A 22436-nucleotide genomic window follows, 5' to 3' on the forward strand; every position below is an offset into this window, starting at 1 on the left:
ATGCCCATTGTCGCCCTGATCGTCATCGGTGCTGCCTCCGGATTTCTGGCCACCCGACTGATGCGGATCGAGGCGGATATCCCGACAACCATGTTGATCGGCATTATTGGGGCTCTGATCGGCGGGCTTCTGCTGCGTTTTCTGGCGACGGTAATGGGCTGGATGTCTGGCTTTGTCGGGGCGATCCTTGGTGCGTTGCTGGTGATCTGGATCTGGCAGACTTACCTGCGCCGCTAACCCCTTGACCTAGTACCTTTTGCCCGGCCAGATCGTGTCTAAACGATTTGGAGGATCTTGATGCAGTACGATCTGAAGCCTGCGGATGTAGCCCTGATGGGGGTGCCTCTGGATCTGCATTCCTCGTTCCTGCAAGGCCCGGCCTTTGCCCCCGGACGCATCCGCGAGGCGCTGCATTCCGGCGCCGCCAACCTGACTGCTGAGGATGGCACTGATCTGGGTGCAAGCATGCGATTTTGCGATGCCGGAGATCTTGACGTGTTCGAAATGCGCGGACAGGAACCGATTGACCGGATCGAAGCCGAAGCAGCCAAGCGGATCGCAACTGGCGCGCGCCTGTTGTCTCTGGGCGGGGATCATTCCGTAGCCTATCCGCTGATCAAAGCCCATGCGGATCGTTACCAAGGGTTGAACATCCTGCATATCGACAGCCATCCTGATCTGTACGACCAGCAAGACATCGGCCCACTGGGCCATGGCTGTCCCTTTGCGCGGGTGATGGAGAATTGCCCGATCAACCGATTGGTGCAGGTCGGCATCCGCACCATGAACGCCCATCAGCGCGAACAGGCTGATAAATTCGGGGTCGAGGTGATCGACATGCGAAACTGGAGCCCCGACCTGCAGATTTCCTTTGATGGCCCTGTCTATTTGTCACTGGATCTGGATGCGCTGGATCCTGCTTTTGCCCCTGGTGTCTCGCATCACGAACCCGGAGGGCTGAGCACGCGCGAGGTCATCGACCTGATCCACCGGTTCGAAGGTCAGTTGGTCGGGGCAGACATTGTCGAGCTCAATCCGCATCGCGACCCTTACGGTATGACCGCAATGGTGGCCGCAAAATTCGTCAAGGAAATCGGTGCGCGCTTGCTGACGGGGTGATTTACCGCTCGTCGCAGACCGTGGCCGATCCAAGCGCCGGAGCACCCCGCGTGGTCATGTCGTATTGGTTCGCCTCAGCGGCGGTCATCCAGTGCATGCTGTCGGCTGGGGCAGCGAACAGGGTATACCAGTAAAACTCCGCATCCACTCCGATGTCTTTGAAATAGTCCAGGTACCGGTCATGTTCCGGGTCGTCCTCGGGCAATTCTGTCGCCACCAATCCCGATCCGGCCCAGCTGTGAACGCCGACACAGGCCCCCGGCTGCAGGGTGCGGCGGTTTCCAGCCAGAAACAGATCGGTGCCGCCGCTGGCGACCAGACCGTTTGAAGGAACGACCGTATCGAAACCGGCCCTGCGCACTTCGCGGCTGAAGATGACATTGGCATCATCGTCCACTGATCCTTCGATGTATTGAAGAACCAAAATTCGGGCTTCGGGGTTTTTTGCGATGACCTCCTCAAAAGCGGATAACGTTGTTTCATCAATTGTGCCGGAGGCAATGATCTGGTCGCCCTGCGCAACGAAACTGACTGGTGTGTAGTATTCCCCGCATGAGGCTAGCAGGGTCAGACAGGCTGCAAATGATGTTAGTCTAAAGATCACGCTGGCCTCCGGGCTGCAATGTTCACAGAGGTATCAGCACATTGCTTTGACGTCCATCGACAGGCTCAGTTGCGCGGTGGGCGGCTTTTGTAGACGGGCAATTGCCAGCCAAACACCAGTGACCCGGCCCGCAAGGCCCAGCAGACCAACGCGCACAAAGCCAGTGCAAGCGCGGGCTCCGTTCCGGCCTGAACGGCCAGAACTGCCGTCAATGACCCCGCAAAAGCGCATGAAACATAGAGCTCGCCCTGCTTCAGCACCAGCGGCACCTCGTTGCAGACCACGTCGCGCATCAGCCCGCCCAGACACCCGGTTGTTACGCCCATCAACACGACGATGACGCCGGATTGGTCCAATGACAGCGCAGCGCCTGTACCGGCAGCGACGGCAACCGACAGAGCGAAACTGTCCAGCCAGATCAGCCAGTTGTAGCGGCTTTCCATCAGGTGTGCGGTAAAGAACACCAGCACTGAAGCGGCAACGGCGATCAGGATGTAATCCGGCTGACCGACCCAAAAGATCGGATGTCGGTCCAACAACAGATCACGCACTGTGCCGCCGCCGACTGCGGTCAAGCAAGCCATGAAAGCAAACCCAACAAGATCCAGCTGGGCACGGCTTGCCACCAAAGCCCCGGTCAGAGCAAATATCAGGACCGAGGCGTAATCCAGCAACGAAAGCGCGGTCACACCTGCGCCTTCTTAGGTTTGAATGGGGCCATACCCGCGCGGGCCAGTTCGTCGGCCTTTTCATTCTCTGGGTGGCCCGCATGACCCTTGACCCATTCCCAGGTCACATCATGCCGTTCTTGCGCTTCGTCCAGGCGTTGCCACAGATCGACATTCTTTACTGGCTTCTTGTTCGAGGTCTTCCAGCCATTGCGCTTCCAGCCAAAGATCCAGCCGGTGACGCCGTTCTTAACATAGGCGCTGTCAGTCACGATGGTGATTTTCGAGGAACGCTCAAGCGTTTCCAAGGCCGAGATGGCGGCCAGCAACTCCATCCGGTTGTTGGTTGTCTCGGCCTCGCCCCCGTTTAACTCACGCTCTTTCAAGACAGTGTCCCCGTCCATTGCACGCAAAAGCACGCCCCAGCCTCCGGGGCCTGGATTGCCGGAACAGGCGCCGTCGGTATAGGCAAACAAGTCAGGCATGAGCAAACACCAGCATGTATCCTTCGTAAGACCCGGCCAGACCTTTGCCCATCCCTTTGACGGTGCGGTCAATCGTGAACCCAGCCTGGGTCAGAGCGTCTTCGATCTCGGCTTCGGTATAATAGGTAAAGTAACGATCAAGCGCGTCCCTGTGTTCGCCCGTGCCCAGTTTCATGCCCAAAAACAACTGACCTTTGGGCTTTAGGGCTTCATGAATTGCCCGAAGGTGGCCGGGGAAATCTGTGCGCGGCGCATGAAGCAAGGAGAAGCTGGCATAAACACCATCATAGACGGACGTTTCCGTGACGTCGTTGAACGTGCCCAAATGCGCATCCACGCCGTTGTCGCGGGCGTGGTCAACAAAGGCAGGCGTTACGTCCAGCGCCCGTACCGTCAGCCCTTGACGCATCAGAAAGCTGCTGTCTGATCCGGGCCCGGACCCCAGGTCCAGCACATAGCCCCCAGTGTCGACTGCATCAGCAAATGCCTGGCGCGCCTCAAGCTGTTCCGGCGGCAACGGGATATTCAGATACTCGGCCAATCGGTTGGTGTAGGCGCTGATCGTGCGTTTGTCGGTCACATATAAACTCCGACGGCAAGGCTGGCGACAACGACGGCGGTCAGCAGGACGCGCAACCGCATCCACCAGACCGGCGTCAGCCGCCAAAAAGTGAACAGGGCATCAAGAATCAACAAACCGGCAAACCCGTAAATCAGGTTTGTACCTGCTTGAACCGGTCCGCCGCCTGTCATGAAAAAGGCCCAAAGCGCGGGCAGGACCGACAGAGTGTAGCACAAACCTGCCTTGCTGCCCGAGGTTTTAGTTGCAAAGCCCCAAAGAACACCTGACATGAAACTCAAGATGACCGAGCCATAAAACAACTGCACGTACGGTCCCACAAAACGCGCGCCAAGGTTTTGTGCGCCCCAGGCATTCAGGTCGCCGCTCAGGTAGGTCAGCGCACCCCAAACAAACGGGATCAGCCCCGCGAGCCCCAGAAAAAGCGGCGCCTTTGGTACTCCGATCACGCTGGTTGCCTCAGGACGCGGGGGACTTTGAATTCGACGTTCTCGACGGCTGTCTCGACCAATTCGACGGTGACATCATAATGCGCGCGGAAGGCGTCGATCACTTCGTTCACCAAAAGCTCTGGGGCCGATGCGCCTGCGGTGACGGCCACGGATGAGATCCCATCCAACGCGCGCCAATCGATCTCGGTGGCGCGCTGCACCAGTTGCGCGTATTTGCAGCCCTCGCGCGAGGCGACCTCGACCAGACGGCGCGAGTTCGATGAGTTCGGCGCACCCACAACCAGCAGAGCGTCTGCCTTAGGCGCCACGGCCTTGACGGCCTCTTGCCGGTTCGTCGTGGCATAGCAAATGTCTTCCTTGTGTGGTCCGACAATGGCCGGGAACCGGGCCTGAAGCGCGGCTATGATGTCTTTGGTGTCATCAACCGACAGGGTGGTCTGGGTTACAAAAGCAAGTTTCTTTGGATCGCGAACATCAACCGTGGCCACATCTTCGACGGTTTCAACCAACAGAACATCGCCCTCGGGCAATTGTCCCATGGTGCCAACGGTCTCGGGATGGCCCTTGTGGCCGATCATGATCATCTGCAACCCCGCATCCGCATGGCGCTGTGCCTCGACATGCACTTTCGAGACCAACGGGCAGGTCGCGTCCACATAGATCATCTCGCGCTTTGAGGCCTCTGCGGGCACTGACTTCGGGACGCCATGAGCGGAAAATATCACCGGACGATCATCAGGGCATTCATGTAGCTCCTCGACAAAGACCGCGCCCTTGTCTCGCAATCCGTCGACGACAAATTTATTGTGCACGATCTCATGGCGCACATAGACCGGAGGTCCCCATTTTTGCAGGGCCATTTCTACGATCTTGATGGCACGATCCACACCGGCGCAGAAACCCCGGGGAGCGGCAAGGTAAAGTGTCAGTGGTGGCTTTGTCATTGAGTTGTCTCCTTAAGGCACAGGTAAGTCTTTTCACGGCCTTGGTCCAGACAGGAGATCGTCATTCAACTGACACGAATCGATGCTAGTCAGGTTTTGTTTCAGCACCTGTTTATAGTTAAAGAAGCGCGGCCAGGACCTCGGTCCTGACCGCGCGAAATTTACCCCATCAGAAAGAGAGTGCCGGATCAGCTGTTGCTGGCCATGGCGACGTTGCGCGGCTCAGCCGGCATTTCACGCGGCGGGCGCCCGATTACGTCACGCAAATCTTCCAGTTCGATGAAGTTGTCAGCCTGGCGGCGCAGTTCGTCCGAGATCATCGGCGGCTGGCTGCGGATCGTCGACACGACCGAAACGCGCACGCCTTGACGTTGCAGGCTGGCAATCAACGGGCGGAAATCCCCATCGCCCGAGAACAGCACGATATGATCCACGCGTGGTGCAAGCTCCATGGCATCGACGGTAAGTTCGATATCCATGTTTCCTTTGACTTTCCGACGCCCCATGCTGTCGGTGTATTCCTTGGCGGGTTTCGTGACCATGGTGAAGCCGTTGTAGTGCAGCCAGTCAACCAATGGGCGGATCGGCGAATACTCGTCATTTTCCAGGAGCGCTGTGTAATAGAAAGCCCGAAGCAACTTGCCACGGCGCATGAATTCCTGCCGCAGAAGTTTGTAGTCTATATCGAAACCGAGTGCTTTTGCCGCGGCATAAAGGTTCGAGCCGTCGATGAACAGCGCTAGCCGTTCGTCTTTATAAAACATAAATAGTCCCTTCCGGTATAATCCAGACCGCCCCGCATGGTGAGTGAGTGAGTGATGATTTGGCGCGATCTGTCGGTCTATAATTAGAACTTTTGCTGGTTATCGCAAGTATGCAATGTGTCGAATATAGGGTGCTATATGAGCAATTCGTTGTCAAATGCCGTTGTTGCGCTGGGCGCAAATCTCAGCTTGAGAGGAAAAGGGCCCGAAGTTACGCTGCGGAACGCACTTGACGCTATTTCGCGTCAAGGTGTAGTGATTCGCGCGGTCAGCCGGTTTTTCGCGACGCCTTGCTTCCCCGCCGGGGCGGGTCCGGACTATGTGAACGCTGCGGCTTTGATCGCCACCGAAAAACCTGCGACCGAGTTGTTAAGTGTGCTGCACGCCGTGGAACATGAGTTTGGGCGCGAACGGATACAACGTTGGGGAATGCGAACTCTGGATCTGGACCTGGTGTGTTTTGATGAACAGGTGCTGCCTGATCGCGCCCAGTTCGATCGCTGGCTGACGTTGCCACCAGAGGCGCAGCGGCAAGAGGCCCCGGATCAACTGATCCTGCCTCATCCGCGTCTGCAGGACCGCGCTTTTGTGCTGGTGCCGATGGCCGATATCGCCCCCGACTGGCGTCATCCTGTTCTGGATCGCACGGTATCGCAGATGGTCACCGATTTGCCTGCGGACGATATTGCAGCGGTCACACCACTGTGATCCTTGCAATTGGGGTATTTCCTGCTTGTCAAGGCGCGGATTCGCGCTTAGATAAACCTCTTCCTGACATGGATTCAGAAACGGAGAGCGCCCCATGGCCCGCGTGACGGTTGAAGATTGCGTAGATAAGGTTCCAAACCGGTTCGAGCTGGTGATGCTTGCCGCCCATCGGGCGCGTGAGATTTCCGCCGGTGCAGCGATTACCGTTGACCGCGACAACGACAAGAACCCTGTCGTGTCCCTGCGTGAAATCGCCGACGAAACCCAAAGTGCGGATGAACTGCGCGAGCGCCTGATCGAAGCCAACCAAACCCAGATCGAGGTTGATGAGCCGGAAGAAGATCAGATGGCGCTGCTGATGGGTGCCGAATCGGACAAACCTGCCATGGACGACATGTCTGAAGAAAAACTCCTGCGCGCTCTGATGGAGGCACAGGGACAGGGGTAAGCCCCAAAGACGAAGGTGCGGACCGGATGATTTCTGCTGACGACCTGATTGCGCTGGTCCGCAACTACAATCCCAAGACGAATGCTGAACGCATCACTCTGGCTTACGAATTCGGTCAGCAGATGCATGAGGGGCAGTTCCGCCATTCTGGCGAGCCCTATTTTACCCATCCCGTTGCCGTTGCCGCCATCCTGACCGAACAGCGTTTGGATGATGCGACCATCATTACGGCGCTGCTTCATGACACGATCGAAGACACCAAAGCCAATTACGGCAAGGTGGCCGAGCTGTTTGGGGATGAGGTCGCCAAGCTGGTCGATGGCGTGACCAAGCTGACCAACCTGCAATTGTCCAGTCGCGAAACCAAGCAGGCCGAGAACTTCCGCAAGCTGTTTATGGCCATGTCCAAGGACTTGCGGGTTATTCTGGTCAAGCTGGCCGACCGTCTGCACAATATGCGCACGATCAAGGCAATGCGCCCCGAAAAGCAGGTGATCAAAGCGCGCGAGACGATGGACATCTATGCGCCGCTTGCAGGCCGGATGGGTATGCAATGGATGCGCGAAGAACTGGAAGACCTCGCTTTCCGTGTCCTGAACCCCGAAGGCCGTCAATCGATCATCCGGCGTTTTATCACGCTGCAACGCGAAACCGGTGACGTGATCCATCGCATCACCGGCGACATGCGGCACGAGCTGGAAAAGGCGGGGATCGAGGCTGAAGTGTTTGGCCGCGCCAAAAAACCCTATTCGATCTGGCGAAAGATGCAGGAAAAGGATCAGGGCTTCTCACGCCTGTCGGACATTTACGGCTTTCGCATCATCACCCAGACCGAAGAGGACTGCTATCGCACACTTGGTGCCATCCACCAACGCTGGCGCGCGGTGCCGGGGCGGTTCAAGGATTACATCAGTCAGCCGAAATCGAACGGCTACCGCTCGATCCACACCACTGTTTCAGGGCGCGACGGAAAACGGGTCGAGGTTCAGATCCGCACCCGCCAGATGCATGACGTGGCTGAAACCGGCGTTGCGGCGCATTGGTCCTATCGTGACGGTGTGCGGACCGAAAACCCCTTTGCCGTTGACCCGGCCAAATGGATTTCGAACCTGACTGAGCAGTTCGACAACGAAGAAGATCACGAAGACTTCCTCGAGGCCGTCAAGCTCGAGATGTATTCGGACCAGGTGTTCTGCTTCACGCCCAAAGGGGATGTGGTGAAGCTGCCGCGCGGGGCGACGCCGATTGATTTTGCCTATGCTATCCACACCCGGATCGGCCATGCCTGTGTTGGGGCCAAGGTGGACGGCATTCGCGTGCCGCTCTGGACCCGACTGAAGAATGGGCAATCGGTGGATATCATCACCGCCGACGGTCAGACGCCCCAGGTCACGTGGCTTGAGATCGCCGTCACCGGCAAGGCCCGCACCGCCATCCGTCGCGCCTTGCGCGAGGTCGACCGAGAGCGGTTCATCAAGCTGGGCAAGGAGCTGGCGCGTTCCGGTTTCGAACATGTTGGGCGCAAGGCAACAGACAAGGCGCTGGACACTGCTGCCAAGCACCTGCGCCTGAAAGATCGGCATGAATTGCTGGCCCGTCTGGGCAGCGCGGAACTGACGGCGCATGAAGTGGTCGAGGCTGTTTATCCTGAACTGGCTAAGGACGATGGTGACGCCATTCCGCTGCGTCGCGCCGTGATCGGCCTTGAACCAGGTCAGAAATTCGATCGCGCCCCATGCTGCCAGCCATTGCCGGGAGAACGTATTGTCGGCATCACGTACCGGGGCAAGGGCGTGGTGGTACACGCCATCGACTGCAACCGGCTGAGTGAGTTTGAAGGCGAACCCGACCGCTGGGTCGATCTGCACTGGCATTCGGGAACCCACCCTGCCGTCTATGGTGCGACATTGGATCTGACCATCGGCAACGATGCAGGAGTTCTGGGTCGTATTTGCACATTGATCGGCGAGAAAAAGGCCAATATCTCAAACTTGGAATTTGTTGACCGCAAACCGGATTTTTACCGTCTGCTGATCAATGTCGAACTGCGCGACCTTGAACAGTTGCATTCGCTTATGCTGATGCTTGAGGCGGAAAGCGATGTTGCGGCCGTCGAACGGTATCGGGATCAGACCAAAGCTGCGGTTGCGGCTGGCTGAGGAAGGGTGAGCACGCGTGGTATTCAAGCGCCGAGACCGACGCTCTGCTGTCCAAGTCGCGTCGGAGTTTGTCTATCCGCGTGGTGGGTGGACCCGCGCTTTTCACTATGTAAAACACCGAGTTCGCCGTCTTCCAGATTCGCCTGACCGAATTGCGCGTGGAATTGGGGCAGGGGTTTTTGCGGCGTTCACCCCGTTCTACGGATTGCATTTTCTGGTCGCGGCTGTTGGCGCAAGGCTGATCAAGGGAAACATTCTGGCCGCGCTGAGTGGCACATTTTTCGGTAACCCTCTGACCTATGTGCCGATCGGTGTGATCTGCCTGCAGACCGGGCACTTTCTGTTGGGAACCGAATATGAAGAGGGTGACACACAGGGGCTGATGGGAAAGTTCGCTGACGCCATCGGTGATCTCAAGAATAACTTTGTGGCCTTGTTTACAGACCGCGTGGCAGATTGGCATGGGTTGGCGCAGTTCTACGATGACGTCTTCTACCCCTATATGATTGGTGGCATCATCCCCGGCATTGTGGCGGGTGTGGTCTGTTATTACCTCAGCCTGCCATTGATCCTAACCTATCAGCAGCGACGTCGCGCCAAGATCAAGGCGAAGTTTGAGGAAATCAAGCGCTTGGCCGAAGAATCGACTGCCGTTTATCCGGCAGAGCCACTAGGCTCGGGCCAAACGACTCAAAAGGAATCGAGGGATGTCTGAGAACCATCTGCGGCTTGGTGTGAACATTGATCACGTTGCCACTGTGCGCAATGCGCGGGGCGGGGCTTATCCCGATCCGCTACGCGCCGCCAAACTGGCGGAAGAGGCTGGTGCTGATGGCATCACGGCGCATTTGCGCGAAGACCGCCGCCATATATCGGACGCTGATATCGACGGGTTGATGGAAGTTCTGTCGGTGCCATTGAACTTTGAAATGGCCGCCACGGAAGAGATGCAGAAAATCGCCCTGCGGCACAAACCGCACGCGGTCTGCATCGTGCCTGAAAAGCGCGAGGAACGTACCACCGAAGGCGGGCTTGAAGTCGCGCGTGAAGAAAACAAGCTGGCTCATTTTATCGCGCCGCTGCGCGATGTCGGCTGCCGCGTGTCGATCTTCATCGCCGCTGACCAGCGCCAGATCGAGGCGGCCCACCGTATTGGCGCCGAAGTGATCGAATTGCACACCGGTGCCTATTGCGACGCCCACGCAGAGGGCCGCATGGGAGATGCCACGCAAGAACTTGAATCGCTGCGCCAGATGTCTGCGTTTGCCCGCTCGCTGGGGCTTGAGGTGCACGCGGGGCATGGTCTGACCTATGACACAGTCAAGCCGGTTGCGGCCTTCCCTGAGGTGAAAGAGCTAAATATCGGCCATTTCCTGATTGGTGAATCGATTTTTCTGGGCCTCACCCCCGCCATTCAGGAAATGCGCCGCTTGATGGACGAGGCGCGCACGTGATCACGCCCGGCTTTGTCGCCATCTGGCTGGCCTGGCTGATGGCTGGCGGCTCTCCGGGGCCTGCCACGATGGGCATTGCCGGAACCGCGATGAACGAGGGCCGCCGTGCCGGTCTGGTCTTTGCGCTGGGCATCTGCGCCGGGTCCGCCGCTTGGGGCATAGCAGCTGCACTGGGCTTGTCGGCGATCATGCTGGCCAATGTCTGGGTGTTCGAGGTGATCCGGTACATCGGTGTCGCCTATCTGGGCTGGCTGGCCTTCAAGGCCCTGCGCCGTGCGATGACGTCGAATGAGGTTGCGTTGGGCAAGCCAGTCATCGGGTCTCTGCCGACGATCTTTGCCAAAGGCGCTGCGATCCACCTGACCAACCCCAAAGCGATCCTCAGCTGGGGCTCGATCTATGCCATTGTCGCACCCAATAATGCCAGCCTGTCGATGCTGCTGGGCTATTTCGCCATGTTGTATGCCGGATCGCTGATGATCTTCATCGGCTATGCGTTTCTGTTTTCGTCCGAGCGTATGGTCCGAACCTACCGCCGCGCCCGCCGCTGGTTCGATTTTGCCTTTGCCGGGTTCTTTGGCTTGGCGAGTTACAAGATCCTGACGGTGCGGTTGTCATGATCCTCGGTATCGGCACAGACCTCGCAAATATCGACCGCATCCAAGGCACGCTTGACCGCTTTGGCGATCGGTTCCGCAATCGTGTCTTTACTGACATCGAACAGCGTAAAGCCGAACGCCGCCACGACACCGCTGGCACCTATGCCAAGCGTTGGGCGGCGAAAGAGGCATGCTCTAAGGCGCTGGGCACTGGGCTGCGCATGGGCATCGCGTGGAAGGACATGGCCGTTACCAATCTGAAAACCGGCCAGCCTGTCATGCATGTCACTGGCTGGGCCGCCGAGCGCCTCAGGGAAATGACACCCGAAGGATATGAGGCCATCATCCATGTCACCCTGACGGATGACCATCCCTGGGCCCAGGCATTTGTGGTGATCGAGGCGCGTCCGCTTCAAGATCACGCCACGCAGCCTTGACTTGCCCCCATCCCCCCCGCATGTAGCAGCCAAGCCAAGCACAGAACTGGAGAGAGCAGTATGGCCGAGGAAGCCAAAACCGGAAATCCCGTTTGGGAGACGATCAAAACCATCGTCTATGCGCTGCTGATTGCAGGCGTGTTCCGCACCCTCTTCTTTCAGCCGTTCTGGATTCCCTCGGGCTCGATGAAGCAGACCTTGCTGATCGGCGATTTCCTTTTCGTTAACAAGATGGCCTATGGGTATTCATACGCGTCTTGCCCCAGTCTAATCATTCCAAGCGTCGGTTTGAATGTTGATGCCGAAGATATCTGCGGCTGGATGCAGGGCGATGGTGATACGCGCATCTGGGGCGGTGAGCCTGAGCGCGGCGATGTCATCGTCTTCCGCCACCCCGTCACGGGCCGCGATTATATCAAGCGTCTGATCGGCTTGCCGGGGGATCGCATCCAGATCCGTGAAGGTCAGATCATCCTAAATGGCACGCCGGTTCCACAGCAGCCCGACGGCGTCTTTACCGAAGTCGCTGAACCTCAGGGGCCTCAGCGTCTGCGTCCCCGTTGTGAAAATGGAGCTGTTGGCATTGGTGGTGCTTGTGAAAAATCACGCCTGATCGAAACCCTGCCAAATGGGGTGTCTTATGACGTGCTGAACATCGGCAATCAGGGGTCGGACAATACCGGCATCTATACCGTGCCCGAGGGCCACTATTTCTTCATGGGCGACAACCGCGACAATTCCAGCGACAGCCGCCTGCCGCAATCTGCAGGTGGGGTGGGCTATGTGCCGTACGAAAACCTGATCGGTCGCGCTGATCGGATCATGTTCTCGTCTGCGGGCCGATCGATGTTGTTTTTCTGGACCTGGCGCGGTGATCGGTTCTTCAAGGCGGTCAATTGAAGCTATCGGCTGAAATAAAAGCGTTCCAGCAGCGTTTGGGGTACGAGTTCACCAACCCCGAACTGCTGGTGCGCGCGTTGACCCACGGCTCGGTGTCGTCGTCTACCCGGCCCGACAATCAGCGGCTGGAGTTTCTGGGCGACCGAGTGTTGGGCCTTGTTATGGCCACGGCGCTGCTAGAGGCCGATAAGAAAGCCTCCGAAGGTCAGCTGGCCCCTCGATTCAACGCATTGGTCCGCAAAGAGGCTTGTGCCGATGTTGCGCGTCAGATCGATCTGGGCGCGGTGCTGAAGCTGGGCCGGTCCGAGATGTTGTCCGGAGGTCGCCGCAAACAGGCGCTGCTGGGTGATGCGATGGAGGCTGTCATTGCAGCCATCTATCGCGATGCCGGGTTTGAGGCCGCCCGCGATGTCATCTTAGCCCTGTGGGGGGACCGTATTCACAAAGTCGAGGCCGACGCCCGCGATGCCAAGACCTCGCTTCAGGAGTGGGCGCAGGCCCGCGGCCAAAGACCGCCCTCATATGTCGAGATCAAGCGCAGCGGTCCGGATCACGCGCCGATCTTTACCATTGCCGCCCGCCTTCAGGACGGAACCGAGGCACAGGCCACTGCGGGATCCAAACGGCAAGCCGAGCAGGCAGCTGCGAAGGCGCTGCTTGAGAGGTTGAGCCCGCCCAGTTCCTCTTAGGGAAATGAATTTCAGGCCAGCCGTAAAGGCGGATGCTGCCAGCCTGGCTGCTTTGTCGATTGAAGTCTGGGTGGGCACCTACCTGCGTCATGGCGTGAGTTCTTTGTTTGCCGAGTTTGTACTGGCTGAGTTTACAGCGGCGCGGTTTGAAGCACTTATCGAGGAAGGTTCGGACCTTTTGGTGGTCTTGGAAAACCGGGATGGTATTGATGGCTATATTCGGGTTTCAGAAGGTCGCGCAGCTCCTGTCGACGGGCTGTCCGATCTTGAGATCGTGACATTTTATGTCCAGCCGCGGCATCATGGTAAGGGTATTGGGTCAGCCTTGCTGCAATTAGCGACCGACCACTGCCGAGATAAAGGGCAGGGCGAGATCTGGCTGACAACAAATTCCGAAAACGCACCCGCTATCGATTTCTACCTGTCCAAAGGGTTCAGGCAGGTTGGCGTTTCGGACTTTCGGATCGGCGACCAAGCCTATCCGAACCATGTTCTGGCGCTGGACGTAGCGACGCTGGGCTAGGGTCAAACCACCCGAATGAACCCTGCCAGCCCGGTTTTCTGATGCTCTATCACGTGGCAATGAAAGGCCCAGTCGCCGGGGTTGTCAGCGACCAGCGCGATATCAATGGTCTCGTCTTTCAACAAAAGCATCGTGTCGGTCATCAAGGGCGGCAGGGCGCGCAGGTTCGATTTCAGCGGCACGAAAGCCAGTCCGTGCAGGTGGATCGGGTGCAAGTTAGGAGATTCGTTACGGAGGCGCAAAACATAGCTCTTGCCTTGTTCCAGCACGGCCAGCGGACCGGTTCCCTCTGCTGCATCTCCGGGCCACGGCGTGCGGTTGATCGACCAGAAACTATACCCCAGTGATCCGCAGAACCCGTCATTCGGAGGGCCACCTTCAGGCGTCCAGCCGAACACGAACTCATGCAGCTCGGCTTGGTTCAGTTCAGGGCGCAGAACAGGGTTTCTGCGCAAAGGGCGCAATTCCCTCATATCGCGCGCTTTGGATTGTCCGGTCGCGCGCAACCGCGCCATCGCGCGGTGTTTCTGTCCAGGAAATTTGGCGACAAGTGCCACCGACTGCCCTTCATCGTCTGGCATCAGTACGGCAAAATCCGCCCGCTGACCCGGGCCCAGCAAAAGCGGTGCATCGGGTGTGGGTAAGGTCAGGTCGATCTCAACCGGATGCCCGTCCCACGCAATGATCTGCGCCTCAGCCCCTTCAAGATGCAGCTTGTAGATGCGGGTTGTGTCCGTATTGACGACGCGCAGCCGCACAAGGCTGCCTGCCGCGTGATCATACACTGCTTCTGTCAACCAGTTTGCAGTCTGGACATTGCCAAACGTACCTGCGCGCGCAGCACCACGCGCCGTATAAGCGGGCAAAAACGCGTCTTCTTCGTCCAGTCGGAAATCACGCAGATTGATCACTTGCTCGCTGTCGAAACCGGGGTCTTCCCGCTCGGCAATCACCATGACGCCGGTCAACCCGTGGGCCATTTGATCCATTGTCATGCAGTGGGGGTGATACCAATATGTGCCGGCGTCCGGTGGTGTGAATTCATAGGTAAAGCTGTCATCCTCGCCGATTGGCATCTGGGTCAGATAAGGCACCCCGTCCATCTCGTTGGCGATGCGCAGCCCGTGCCAGTGCATTGCGGTGTAATCGGGAAGGGTATTGCGCACCGTAAGCCGCATGACTTCGCCTTGCCGTCCATACAGAACCGGTGGTGGTGCGTCGGGGTAAAGGCTGACCATCCCCGTGGTCAACCGATTGCGCAACCTGTAGCTGGCGGTTTGCAACACGAGGTCTTGCGTGGCATCGCTTGCCGCCAAAGACAAACCACCCAAACCCATGGCACCAGCAGCGGCACCGCTTCCAAGAATAAACTTGCGACGTTTCATTGCGACCTCTCTGTAGGGATGTGTCGCCGGGCTGGGAACGGCTGGGCGTCTGTGCCTGACCTGCCTTGGCCCGCGCATAGCTGCAATGCGACAAATCCCTCTGGCCCAAAGGTCCTTTCTGCTATAGCAGAGCGCAATTGCAAACAGGAACGCCAGATATATGACCACACGCGCCGGATTTATCGCCTTGATCGGAGAGCCCAACGCAGGCAAATCCACCCTTCTGAACCGCATGGTTGGGGCCAAGGTCTCGATCGTGACGCACAAGGTACAGACCACACGCGCCCGCATTCGGGGTGTGGCGATGGAGGGTGACGCGCAGCTGGTCTTTGTTGATACGCCGGGCCTGTTTAAGCCCCGCCGCCGCCTGGACCGCGCCATGGTCGCTGCCGCGTGGGGTGGGGCAGCGGATGCAGATGTTGTTATCCTGATGGTCGAGGCGCATCGCGGGATCACCGAAGGGGTTGAACGCATCCTTGAGGGGCTGGAAGAGATCGGGCAGGGTCGGACCATCGCGCTGGCGATCAACAAGATCGACAAGGTGCCGTCCGAGAAGTTGCTGGCGCTGACCAGCGACCTGAACGCCCGCTATCCGTTTGCAGAAACTTTCATGATCTCGGCCGAAAAGGGACATGGTGTAGACGATCTGCGCAAATGGTTGGCCGGGGAACTGCCAGAAGGCCCGTGGCTCTATCCTGAAGATCAGATCGCTGATTTGCCTTTGCGCATGATCGCGGCTGAAATGACGCGCGAGAAACTGACTCTGCGCCTGCATCAGGAACTGCCTTATCAGCTGACCGTCGAGACCGAAAACTGGGAAGAGCGCAAAGATGGCTCTGCCAAAATCGATCAGGTCATCTATGTCATGCGCGACGGCCACAAAGGCATCGTGCTGGGCAAACGCGGCGAGACGATCAAGGCTGTCAGTCAGGCGGCGCGGGCCGAATTGGAAGAGTTCCTTGACCGTAAGATTCACCTGTTTCTGCAAGTGAAAGTCCGGCCCAACTGGCTGGAGGAATCCGAGCGCTACTCGGAAATGGGTTTGGATTTCAAAGACGGCAACGCATGACCCGCCTGACGGCCGAATTCTGGGTCCATGCCTATTTGGCACGGCTTCGGTTTCAGGAAATCCCGGCCTTTGTTGTGGCCCATGGCGATGACACTGCTGGGGCGGTTCTGGTTAAGCTCAATACGCTGGACGGAAAGGCCGCCGCATTCCAACGCAGCTTTGACCTGATGAGCGGTGAGCGAAGATGGGTCGAGCTTTCCAGCGGCACTGAGATGGATGTGGACGCCGCCATCACCAAACAGCGCAGCTTTGACCCTGACCTTTGGGTGATTGAAGTTGAGGACCGACAAGGGCGACATCTGCTTGGCGAAGAGGGTTTGGAGTAACCTCTGCACAGATCGCGCTTTGACGCGTGGATCAAAGTGACTATTTTCAAATGACATCTGGCCGTTCAGGGCTGATTGCCCCTTGGATCAATGCAAAACGATGAGGTGTTCTCGTGACTGAAACACTTGCTGAGAAACTGGAAAAATCGGAACTTGGCCACTGGATGCAGCGGTTCGAGAACTTCATGGTCTTTGTCGGTGTCGTCGGCCCATTCGCCACGCTTCCGCAACTGGTCAAGCTCTACTTTACCCATTCCGATCACGCCTCAGGTCAGTCGCTGCTATCCTGGTCGCTTTATGCGGGGCTGTCTTTTCTGTGGTTTGCCTATGGGCTGGTGGTCGGCAAGTTGCCCATCTATGTGGGCAACGGAATCTCAACGGTGCTGAATCTGCTGATGGTCGTGGGTATTCTGATTCATGCCGGTGTGACGTTCTGATCTTCCGACGTCCTTGGAATTCTTATCAACATCGCCCCGGAAAATCATTCACGACGCTTTCAACCTGCATCGCTGAAGTAAACAAAGCTCATCTTATTCCCATCCGGGTCGCGGGCATAGGCGCCAAAGAAGTTCGGACCGTATTGGGGGCGATCACCCGGGTCGCCCTCGTTTGTGCCGCCATGGGCCAGCGCTGTTTCGTGTGCATCTCTCACTTCTTTTTCGCTTTGGCAAAGCAAGCCAACCATGTTGCCATTTCCGATTGTCGCAACTTCCTTATCGAACGGCGTCGCGACCCATATGCACCCGCCACCGCGCAGCTCATAGCATACTGCATGCGGCATGTACTCGGCGACGACTTTTCCGCCTATTGTTGACACAACCGCATCATAGTATGTGCGCGCCTTAACAACGTCGTTTGAACCGATCATGACATAGTTGAGTGACATTTCTGAAATCCCTAAATTTAGAACATAAAGGGAACATTAATGGCGGAATTGCATTCGTGCAATGCGATTCTTGTACTGTGGTCAGCCCGATCCCCGCGAAACCGTGACTTCGGACCGTGATGTAATACCACGCTGGAAGTTACCTAGATCCGTGTTGAAGGCTGCCTTTGCTGGGACTGAAGGGAATTGCGACAGACTCGCCTTACACGGCCCTATGTTCAAAAGGGCAGGGTTTTGGCTTGCTATTCTGTGTGGGCAAACCTCACATGTTGTTTTGACCACTCCAGCCGTCTTCGTACGCGCCCAACACTCTGGACATCTGTAGCAGTGATGAGAACAAGCGCGCGTAAACATCCCTTGATAGCATGGGTTTGTTATCGTCCAGCACCTGCACCAGATCGACAACGGTCGAAGCGAACCTCTCATACACCTGCATGTCAGCAGCCGTTGGATCATGCGTCCAGATGTTTCGTGCGTCGTAGTAAGCCCCAGGTTGCGGTTCGTCATCGATCATTGCTTGACCCCTTCCATTTGAAGCGCAGGTGGGCGAGCTTGTGAGGCTGTGCAAGATGGCTGGCAGGAAGTCACAAAACTATGGCTGTTTCTGAAAAGAACCTTGAACGATACAGGCAGGGCAGGTTCTGCACTTGCGTGCCAACTCGGCTTGGGATTTTCTGCGGTTTAACCCAAGCAGCAACAAGGTCGAGTTTTGGACTGGCGTGATCACGGCATACTTCTGACCTCTCGCAACCACGGTGAGACTGCGGCGATAATAGAGGTCTTCACCGAGGCCCACGGGCGTCACGCCGGTGTTGTACGCGGTGGAACCAGCCGTAAGGTCGCGCCCATTTTGCAACCAGGCGCGCAGCTGGACGTGCTGTGGCGCGCGCGGCTGGAAGAGCATCTGGGCACGTTTCAGGTTGAACCGCTGAGGTCCCGCGCGGCGGCCGCGTTTTCGGGGCGGCTGGCATTGTCCGGGCTCAATGCCGTTGTGGCGTTGCTATCCTTCTGCCTGCCCGAACGCGAACCGCACCCCGCGCTTTACAAGCGGACCGAACAATTGATGGATCTGCTGGGTCAGGATGAAATCTGGCCGCTGGCGTATTTGCGTTGGGAGCTTGCTTTGCTGGATGAGCTGGGCTTTGGTCTTGACCTGACCACTTGCGCCGTGACCGGAGTGACGGAAGGGCTGGTTTACGTGTCACCCAAAACGGGTCGCGCCGTCAGTGCAAAAGGTGCCGGGGAATGGGCGGACAAGCTGTTGCCGTTGCCGCCGTGCCTGCGCGGCCAAGGTACCGCGCCGGACACCGAGATCGCCGAGGCCTTGCGTACGACCGGGTATTTCTTGGAACACCGTGTCGCCCCGTCTTTGGGGCATAACCCGCTGCCAGAAGCACGTGCGCGGTTTGTGGATCAGGTTACTCGGCGGCTGTGAACACCATCTCGTGCTCATCCTCATTGCGCAGGATCAGCACGTCGCCGGACACTTCGGATTGGGTCATGGCCATGAGGGCGGCGAAATAGAACCCCTCTGCCTCGAGTCCCGCACAAGCGGCTCGTGTTGCGCTCAGGTCTTGTATCTCAAACCAGGGGTAGGGCGCATTCAGAGTGCCTGTGTAGCTGTTGCAGGGGGCGTTTCCTGCAATCTTACCCTCTTCTGGAAAGCGCAGCAGGGCGCTGGCCTCGTAAGGTTGGCCATCGATTTCCTGCAACACCCATGTCCGGTCCGCAGCGCCATAGGCGGCGACGGTTTCGTCTTTTTCACATTGGAACAGGCCCAGCAGGGGCAGAGTCAGGATCAGGCGGGTCATTTCAGGGTCTTAACCCAATTAGGCTGTAGGGAAAACTCAATAGGGGATCGTGCCGCTCAGCAAGTCCCGGCGCACTTCAAGGCGTGGCCTCCAGTTGTATTTGGTGTCCTCGCGCACGGGTGCCCAGTACAATGCGCCGCTATTCCGCCACGGGTCCAGAATGATACCGTCATACATCGAATCCCCTTTGGCGCTGATCAGCGCGGAATGATGGATGATCCGAAACTGCGTTGGTGGAGACGTGACCCAATGCAAGTCGAGCGTGCGGAAGTTTTCCTGCCGTAGCCGTGCGGTCATGGCCTGTGCCCAATCGTTGCACAGACCAAACTCGCGAAATCCGTTAGCGATCTTGGCATTGTGGATGATGGCTGGATCGGTGATGTTCCATTCCCGCGCCAATTGCTGAGAATAGGTGTAGGAGATCGTGGCAGCCTGTTGCGCCTCGACGGGATCAACCTCGGGCCCGAGCGACCGGATGGCCTGTGTCAGCGCATCGATGTCGCTTTGGGTCGCGTTCGGTTGACTGACGGAGCAGCCGCCCAGCACAAGTGCAGCAAGTATCGCCCAAAGCGCAAAGAGTCGTCGGATCATTTTATGCTCACCATTCCGTTGACTGGGCCTGTTTCGCTGGGTGCTGTACCGGGGTTCCAAACAGATGCAAAGGGGAAGTTTGCAGAGTTCAGCGCCGCACAGCGGAAGTGCGCCGGATGTTCTCTGTTTACTGAAAGTACATCAGTGGCTGCCCTTGCAATGCCATTGCATCAAGAAAAAGACCCGGCGCAAAGGCCGGGTCAGTTGGGGAAACGGGATGCTGAAAGCAGTTACCCAAGCAGTCGGCGTGCGATAACCTGCGCCTGAATTTCAGCGGCCCCTTCGAAAATGTTGAGAATGCGCGCGTCACACAGGACGCGGCTGATCTTGTATTCCAGCGCAAAACCGTTGCCGCCGTGAATCTGTAGCCCGTTATCGGCAGCGGCCCAAGCCACACGGGCGCCCAGCAACTTGGCCATACCGGCTTCAAGGTCACAGCGCTGGCCGTGGTCTTTCTCCCACGCGCTGAAATAGGTCAGCTGACGTGCAATCATGATCTCGACCGCCATCATTGCCAGCTTGCCGGACACGCGTGGGAAGTTGATCAGTGATTTGCCGAACTGTTTGCGGTCGATCGCGTACTGCATTGCGATATCCAGCGCGCTTTGCGCCACACCGATGGCGCGTGCAGCGGTCTGGATGCGGGCAGATTCGAAGGTTTCCATCAACTGCTTGAAACCCTTGCCTTCTTCGCCGCCCAGCAGGTTTTCACCTTTGACGTGGAAGCCGTCAAAGCCCAGCTCGTATTCTTTCATACCGCGATAGCCCAGAACTTCGATCTCGCCGCCAGTCATGCCGGGGGTTGGGAAGGGATTCTCGTCTGTGCCCGGGGTCTTTTCGGCCAGGAACATCGACAGGCCTCGGTGGTCGGTGCTGTCGGGGTTTGTCCGCGCCAGCAAGGTCATCACATGGGTGCGTGCCGCGTGGGTAATCCAGGTCTTGTTGCCGGTGATCTTATAGTCGCCGTTTTCATCCTTCACAGCACGCGTGCGCAGGCTGCCAAGGTCTGACCCGGTGTTGGGCTCGGTGAAAACGGCGGTGGGCAGGATTTCGGCGCTGGCCAGTTTTGGCAGCCAGTTGGCTTTCTGCTCGTCCGTGCCGCCGGCGATGATCAGCTCGGCTGCAATTTCGGACCGGGTGCCCAACGAACCGACGCCGATATAGCCGCGCGACAGTTCTTCTGAAACTACGCACATCGACGCCTTGGACAGGCCAAATCCGCCGAATTCCTCTGGGATGGTCAGGCCGAACACGCCCATTTCCGCCAGCTCTTCGATGATTTCCAGCGGGATCAGCTCATCCTTTAGGTGCCATTCATGGGCGTGGGGCTCGACCTTCTCCTGCGCGTAGCGTCGGAATTGGTCGCGGATCATCTCAAGCTCTTCGTCCAGACCAGAGTTGCCGAACATGGTGGCACCCGCCTGATCCTGCATCAGTTCGACCAAACGGCTGCGCGCCGCCTGAGAGTTGGCCTGCGCCATCAGAGTTTGAACTTCGCTAGACTGAAAGCCCGACAGCGCGTCCCAGCCAAGGCCCATATCCTGAAGGCGGACGACTTCGCCTTGATTCATCGGGATGCCACCTGCGACCTGATGCAGATATTCGCCAAAGGCGATCTGGTGCAGAAGCTGTTCAACCTCGCCGAATTTTCCTTCGGCTTGCAGCGCTTCTGCCCAGCGTTGCATCTGTTGCAGTGACTGAGTGTAAGTGGCGAGCCAAGCCAAGCCATGCGCAGCAGTCTGCTTCGCTTCAATAAGGGAGCCAGACACGCGGCCATCCGCAGTGACCATGCCGCGCACAGACTCGCGGGCTTTTTCAAATACTGCCTCCACCGCAGGCACAGCGGCTCGGGTTAAATCCAGAAGATCGGGCAAAACTGCAGCAGTTGTCATCTCGGTCATATCCTGTCCGTCGTGGGCCATGAATCGCGTCCTTTCCTGGGTCGTCTGGTCATATCATGCTGCACGTGCAGCGCAACAAAAATACTTATTACGCTGCGAAAAAGTTCAAAAATTACCTGATCATTTTTGCAATGCAGAAGAAATTCCAGATGGTATCTAGGGGGAATGACCTTGTTTTCCATTCTTTCCCCGCAGGACCTGATGCTTGCCATGGCCATTGCTTTTGCTGCGGGGTGGATAAAGGGTATTGTTGGTTTCGCCATGCCCATGGTCATGGTGTCCGGGTTGAATTCTTTTCTTACCCCGGAGTTGACCTTGGCTGGGCTTATCCTGCTAACGCTTGTGACGAATGGACTTCAGGCATTGCGCGGAGGCGCGGTCGCCGCTTATTCCTCGGTCTTGAACTTTCGCGTGTTCCTGATCGTCGGTGGCCTCATGTTGGTTCTGAGCGCGCAACTAGTCACCATGGTGCCCAGTTCCGTTTCGTTGCTTTTGATTGGCGGTCTTGTTTCCGTTTTCTGCCTGGTTCAAGTTCTGGGGGTCCGTCTGGTACTGAACCAACCGTCGCCTAGAATTGAGGCTGCCATGAGAGGGTAAGCGGGTTTTGCGGGCGGTATGTCTGGTGTTTGGGGGCCGCCAACAGTGGCTTACCTGATGGCCTTGAATACACCCAAGTCGGAACAGATCCGCATTCAGGGTGTTATTTATGGACTAGGTGCGCTGCTACTTGTAGCCGCTCATTTAGGATCCGGCATCTTGCGGACGGAAACAATTTCGTTTTCCGCGATACTGATCTTACCGGCTATGGCTGGAATGTGGGTCGGCTTCAAACTGCAGGACCGGATTGACCAGGCCAGCTTTCGCAAAGCGACTTTACTTGTATTGCTGGTGGCTGGGTTGAACCTGCTGCGGCGCGGTCTGTTGGGGTGATGTC

General features: G+C 57.6%; 29 protein-coding genes and 1 pseudogene. 17 read left to right on the forward strand and 13 right to left on the reverse strand.

Annotated elements, in window-relative coordinates:
• Both GS630_RS19955 and speB read left to right on the forward strand, forming a co-directional pair.
• Entirely contained in the window at window positions 1–237 is a 237-nt protein-coding gene (locus GS630_RS19955; protein ID WP_171236166.1) for a GlsB/YeaQ/YmgE family stress response membrane protein, read from the forward strand.
• Between the two features lie 60 nt (window positions 238–297).
• Entirely contained in the window at window positions 298–1119 is an 822-nt protein-coding gene (gene speB, locus GS630_RS19960) for an agmatinase (RefSeq protein ID WP_171236165.1), read from the forward strand.
• Between the two features lies 1 nt (window position 1120).
• On the opposite strand, the gene GS630_RS19965 is transcribed toward speB, so the two are convergent.
• From GS630_RS19965 to GS630_RS19995, 7 genes are all read right to left on the reverse strand, one after another.
• Complete coding sequence (locus tag GS630_RS19965) at window positions 1121–1723, reverse strand: alpha/beta hydrolase (protein WP_371732328.1); 603 nt, start codon at window positions 1721–1723, stop codon at window positions 1121–1123.
• 65 nt (window positions 1724–1788) lie between these two features.
• Window positions 1789–2412 carry a trimeric intracellular cation channel family protein gene (locus GS630_RS19970; protein ID WP_171180802.1) on the reverse strand — a complete coding sequence of 208 codons (624 nt, stop codon included), beginning with the start codon at window positions 2410–2412 and terminating at the stop codon, window positions 1789–1791.
• Window positions 2409–2876 (reverse strand): ribonuclease HI, encoded by a 468-nt coding sequence (gene rnhA, locus GS630_RS19975; RefSeq protein ID WP_171180800.1) that lies wholly within the window; start codon window positions 2874–2876, stop codon window positions 2409–2411. Before rnhA ends, GS630_RS19970 begins: the two co-directional genes overlap by 4 nt.
• Entirely contained in the window at window positions 2869–3456 is a 588-nt protein-coding gene (locus GS630_RS19980; protein WP_171180798.1) for a class I SAM-dependent methyltransferase, read from the reverse strand. The genes rnhA and GS630_RS19980 overlap by 8 nt, the downstream gene beginning before the upstream one ends.
• Window positions 3453–3905 (reverse strand): DUF3429 domain-containing protein, encoded by a 453-nt coding sequence (locus GS630_RS19985; protein WP_171180796.1) that lies wholly within the window; start codon window positions 3903–3905, stop codon window positions 3453–3455. Before GS630_RS19985 ends, GS630_RS19980 begins: the two co-directional genes overlap by 4 nt.
• Complete coding sequence (gene ispH, locus GS630_RS19990; RefSeq protein WP_171180794.1) at window positions 3902–4852, reverse strand: 4-hydroxy-3-methylbut-2-enyl diphosphate reductase; 951 nt, start codon at window positions 4850–4852, stop codon at window positions 3902–3904. The genes GS630_RS19985 and ispH overlap by 4 nt, the downstream gene beginning before the upstream one ends.
• Window positions 4853–5040: 188 nt before the next feature.
• A complete protein-coding gene (locus GS630_RS19995; protein ID WP_050605228.1) occupies window positions 5041–5616 on the reverse strand; it encodes an NYN domain-containing protein in 576 nt (191 codons plus the stop codon).
• Window positions 5617–5754: 138 nt separating this feature from the next.
• Between GS630_RS19995 and folK the strand changes: the two genes are divergently transcribed.
• The 10 genes from folK to GS630_RS20045 all read left to right on the forward strand — a co-directional run bounded on the left by folK (window position 5755) and on the right by GS630_RS20045 (window position 13533).
• A complete protein-coding gene (folK, locus tag GS630_RS20000) occupies window positions 5755–6324 on the forward strand; it encodes a 2-amino-4-hydroxy-6-hydroxymethyldihydropteridine diphosphokinase (RefSeq protein ID WP_171180790.1) in 570 nt (189 codons plus the stop codon).
• Between the two features lie 94 nt (window positions 6325–6418).
• Window positions 6419–6772 (forward strand): DNA-directed RNA polymerase subunit omega, encoded by a 354-nt coding sequence (gene rpoZ, locus GS630_RS20005; protein ID WP_171180788.1) that lies wholly within the window; start codon window positions 6419–6421, stop codon window positions 6770–6772.
• A 26-nt stretch (window positions 6773–6798) separates the two neighbouring features.
• Window positions 6799–8931 carry a bifunctional (p)ppGpp synthetase/guanosine-3',5'-bis(diphosphate) 3'-pyrophosphohydrolase gene (locus GS630_RS20010; protein WP_171236159.1) on the forward strand — a complete coding sequence of 711 codons (2133 nt, stop codon included), beginning with the start codon at window positions 6799–6801 and terminating at the stop codon, window positions 8929–8931.
• Window positions 8932–8947: 16 nt separating this feature from the next.
• Window positions 8948–9646, forward strand: a complete 699-nt coding sequence (locus tag GS630_RS20015) for a DUF2062 domain-containing protein (protein ID WP_171180784.1) — start codon at window positions 8948–8950, stop codon at window positions 9644–9646.
• A complete protein-coding gene (locus GS630_RS20020) occupies window positions 9639–10385 on the forward strand; it encodes a pyridoxine 5'-phosphate synthase (protein ID WP_171621366.1) in 747 nt (248 codons plus the stop codon). Before GS630_RS20015 ends, GS630_RS20020 begins: the two co-directional genes overlap by 8 nt.
• Entirely contained in the window at window positions 10382–11005 is a 624-nt protein-coding gene (locus GS630_RS20025) for a LysE family translocator (RefSeq protein ID WP_171236157.1), read from the forward strand. The genes GS630_RS20020 and GS630_RS20025 overlap by 4 nt, the downstream gene beginning before the upstream one ends.
• Complete coding sequence (gene acpS / locus GS630_RS20030; RefSeq protein ID WP_171236156.1) at window positions 11002–11421, forward strand: holo-ACP synthase; 420 nt, start codon at window positions 11002–11004, stop codon at window positions 11419–11421. The genes GS630_RS20025 and acpS overlap by 4 nt, the downstream gene beginning before the upstream one ends.
• 60 nt (window positions 11422–11481) lie before the next feature.
• Window positions 11482–12321, forward strand: a complete 840-nt coding sequence (lepB, locus tag GS630_RS20035; protein ID WP_171180776.1) for a signal peptidase I — start codon at window positions 11482–11484, stop codon at window positions 12319–12321.
• On the forward strand, window positions 12318–13010 hold the full coding sequence (gene rnc / locus GS630_RS20040) for a ribonuclease III (RefSeq protein WP_171236155.1): 693 nt from the start codon (window positions 12318–12320) through the stop codon (window positions 13008–13010). The genes lepB and rnc overlap by 4 nt, the downstream gene beginning before the upstream one ends.
• Before the next feature lie 4 nt (window positions 13011–13014).
• Window positions 13015–13533, forward strand: coding sequence for a GNAT family N-acetyltransferase (locus GS630_RS20045; RefSeq protein WP_171180771.1), 519 nt, complete (start codon window positions 13015–13017; stop codon window positions 13531–13533).
• A 2-nt stretch (window positions 13534–13535) separates the two neighbouring features.
• On the opposite strand, the gene GS630_RS20050 is transcribed toward GS630_RS20045, so the two are convergent.
• Window positions 13536–14918 (reverse strand): multicopper oxidase family protein, encoded by a 1383-nt coding sequence (locus GS630_RS20050; RefSeq protein ID WP_171621367.1) that lies wholly within the window; start codon window positions 14916–14918, stop codon window positions 13536–13538.
• Between the two features lie 160 nt (window positions 14919–15078).
• On the opposite strand from GS630_RS20050, the gene era reads away from it, so the two are divergent.
• The 3 genes from era (at window position 15079) to GS630_RS20065 (ending at window position 16750) form a co-directional block, all read left to right on the forward strand.
• The gene (era, locus tag GS630_RS20055) at window positions 15079–15987 is read left to right on the forward strand and encodes a GTPase Era (protein ID WP_171621368.1); all 909 of its coding nucleotides are present in this window, start codon (window positions 15079–15081) and stop codon (window positions 15985–15987) included.
• Window positions 15984–16313: a DUF1491 family protein gene (locus GS630_RS20060; RefSeq protein ID WP_171621369.1), complete on the forward strand. Its 330-nt coding sequence runs from the start codon at window positions 15984–15986 to the stop codon at window positions 16311–16313. Before era ends, GS630_RS20060 begins: the two co-directional genes overlap by 4 nt.
• Window positions 16314–16426: 113 nt before the next feature.
• The gene (locus GS630_RS20065; protein WP_171180764.1) at window positions 16427–16750 is read left to right on the forward strand and encodes a SemiSWEET transporter; all 324 of its coding nucleotides are present in this window, start codon (window positions 16427–16429) and stop codon (window positions 16748–16750) included.
• A 59-nt stretch (window positions 16751–16809) separates the two neighbouring features.
• On the opposite strand, the gene GS630_RS20070 is transcribed toward GS630_RS20065, so the two are convergent.
• Window positions 16810–17199, reverse strand: a complete 390-nt coding sequence (locus GS630_RS20070) for a VOC family protein (RefSeq protein WP_171236152.1) — start codon at window positions 17197–17199, stop codon at window positions 16810–16812.
• A 262-nt stretch (window positions 17200–17461) separates the two neighbouring features.
• Window positions 17462–17713, reverse strand: coding sequence for a hypothetical protein (locus GS630_RS20075; RefSeq protein ID WP_171180760.1), 252 nt, complete (start codon window positions 17711–17713; stop codon window positions 17462–17464).
• A gap of 195 nt (window positions 17714–17908) precedes the next feature.
• On the opposite strand from GS630_RS20075, the gene recO reads away from it, so the two are divergent.
• Window positions 17909–18634: a DNA repair protein RecO gene (recO, locus tag GS630_RS20080; protein WP_171180758.1), complete on the forward strand. Its 726-nt coding sequence runs from the start codon at window positions 17909–17911 to the stop codon at window positions 18632–18634.
• Here the strand turns inward: recO and GS630_RS20085 are convergent.
• From GS630_RS20085 to GS630_RS20095, 3 genes are all read right to left on the reverse strand, one after another.
• Window positions 18618–19010, reverse strand: a complete 393-nt coding sequence (locus GS630_RS20085; RefSeq protein WP_171180756.1) for an META domain-containing protein — start codon at window positions 19008–19010, stop codon at window positions 18618–18620. The two genes, recO and GS630_RS20085, sit on opposite strands and share 17 nt — an antisense overlap.
• Before the next feature lie 36 nt (window positions 19011–19046).
• Window positions 19047–19601, reverse strand: coding sequence for a hypothetical protein (locus GS630_RS20090; RefSeq protein ID WP_171180754.1), 555 nt, complete (start codon window positions 19599–19601; stop codon window positions 19047–19049).
• Window positions 19602–19831: 230 nt separating this feature from the next.
• Window positions 19832–21523 carry an acyl-CoA dehydrogenase family protein gene (locus GS630_RS20095; protein ID WP_171621370.1) on the reverse strand — a complete coding sequence of 564 codons (1692 nt, stop codon included), beginning with the start codon at window positions 21521–21523 and terminating at the stop codon, window positions 19832–19834.
• Window positions 21524–21667: 144 nt separating this feature from the next.
• Between GS630_RS20095 and GS630_RS20100 the strand changes: the two are divergent.
• Window positions 21668–22432, forward strand: a pseudogene (locus GS630_RS20100) (TSUP family transporter).
• Window positions 22433–22436 lie beyond the last annotated feature (4 nt).

Origin of the sequence: Ruegeria sp. HKCCD7303 (assembly GCF_013111185.1) — a bacterium.
Classification (GTDB): Bacteria; Pseudomonadota; Alphaproteobacteria; order Rhodobacterales; family Rhodobacteraceae; genus Ruegeria.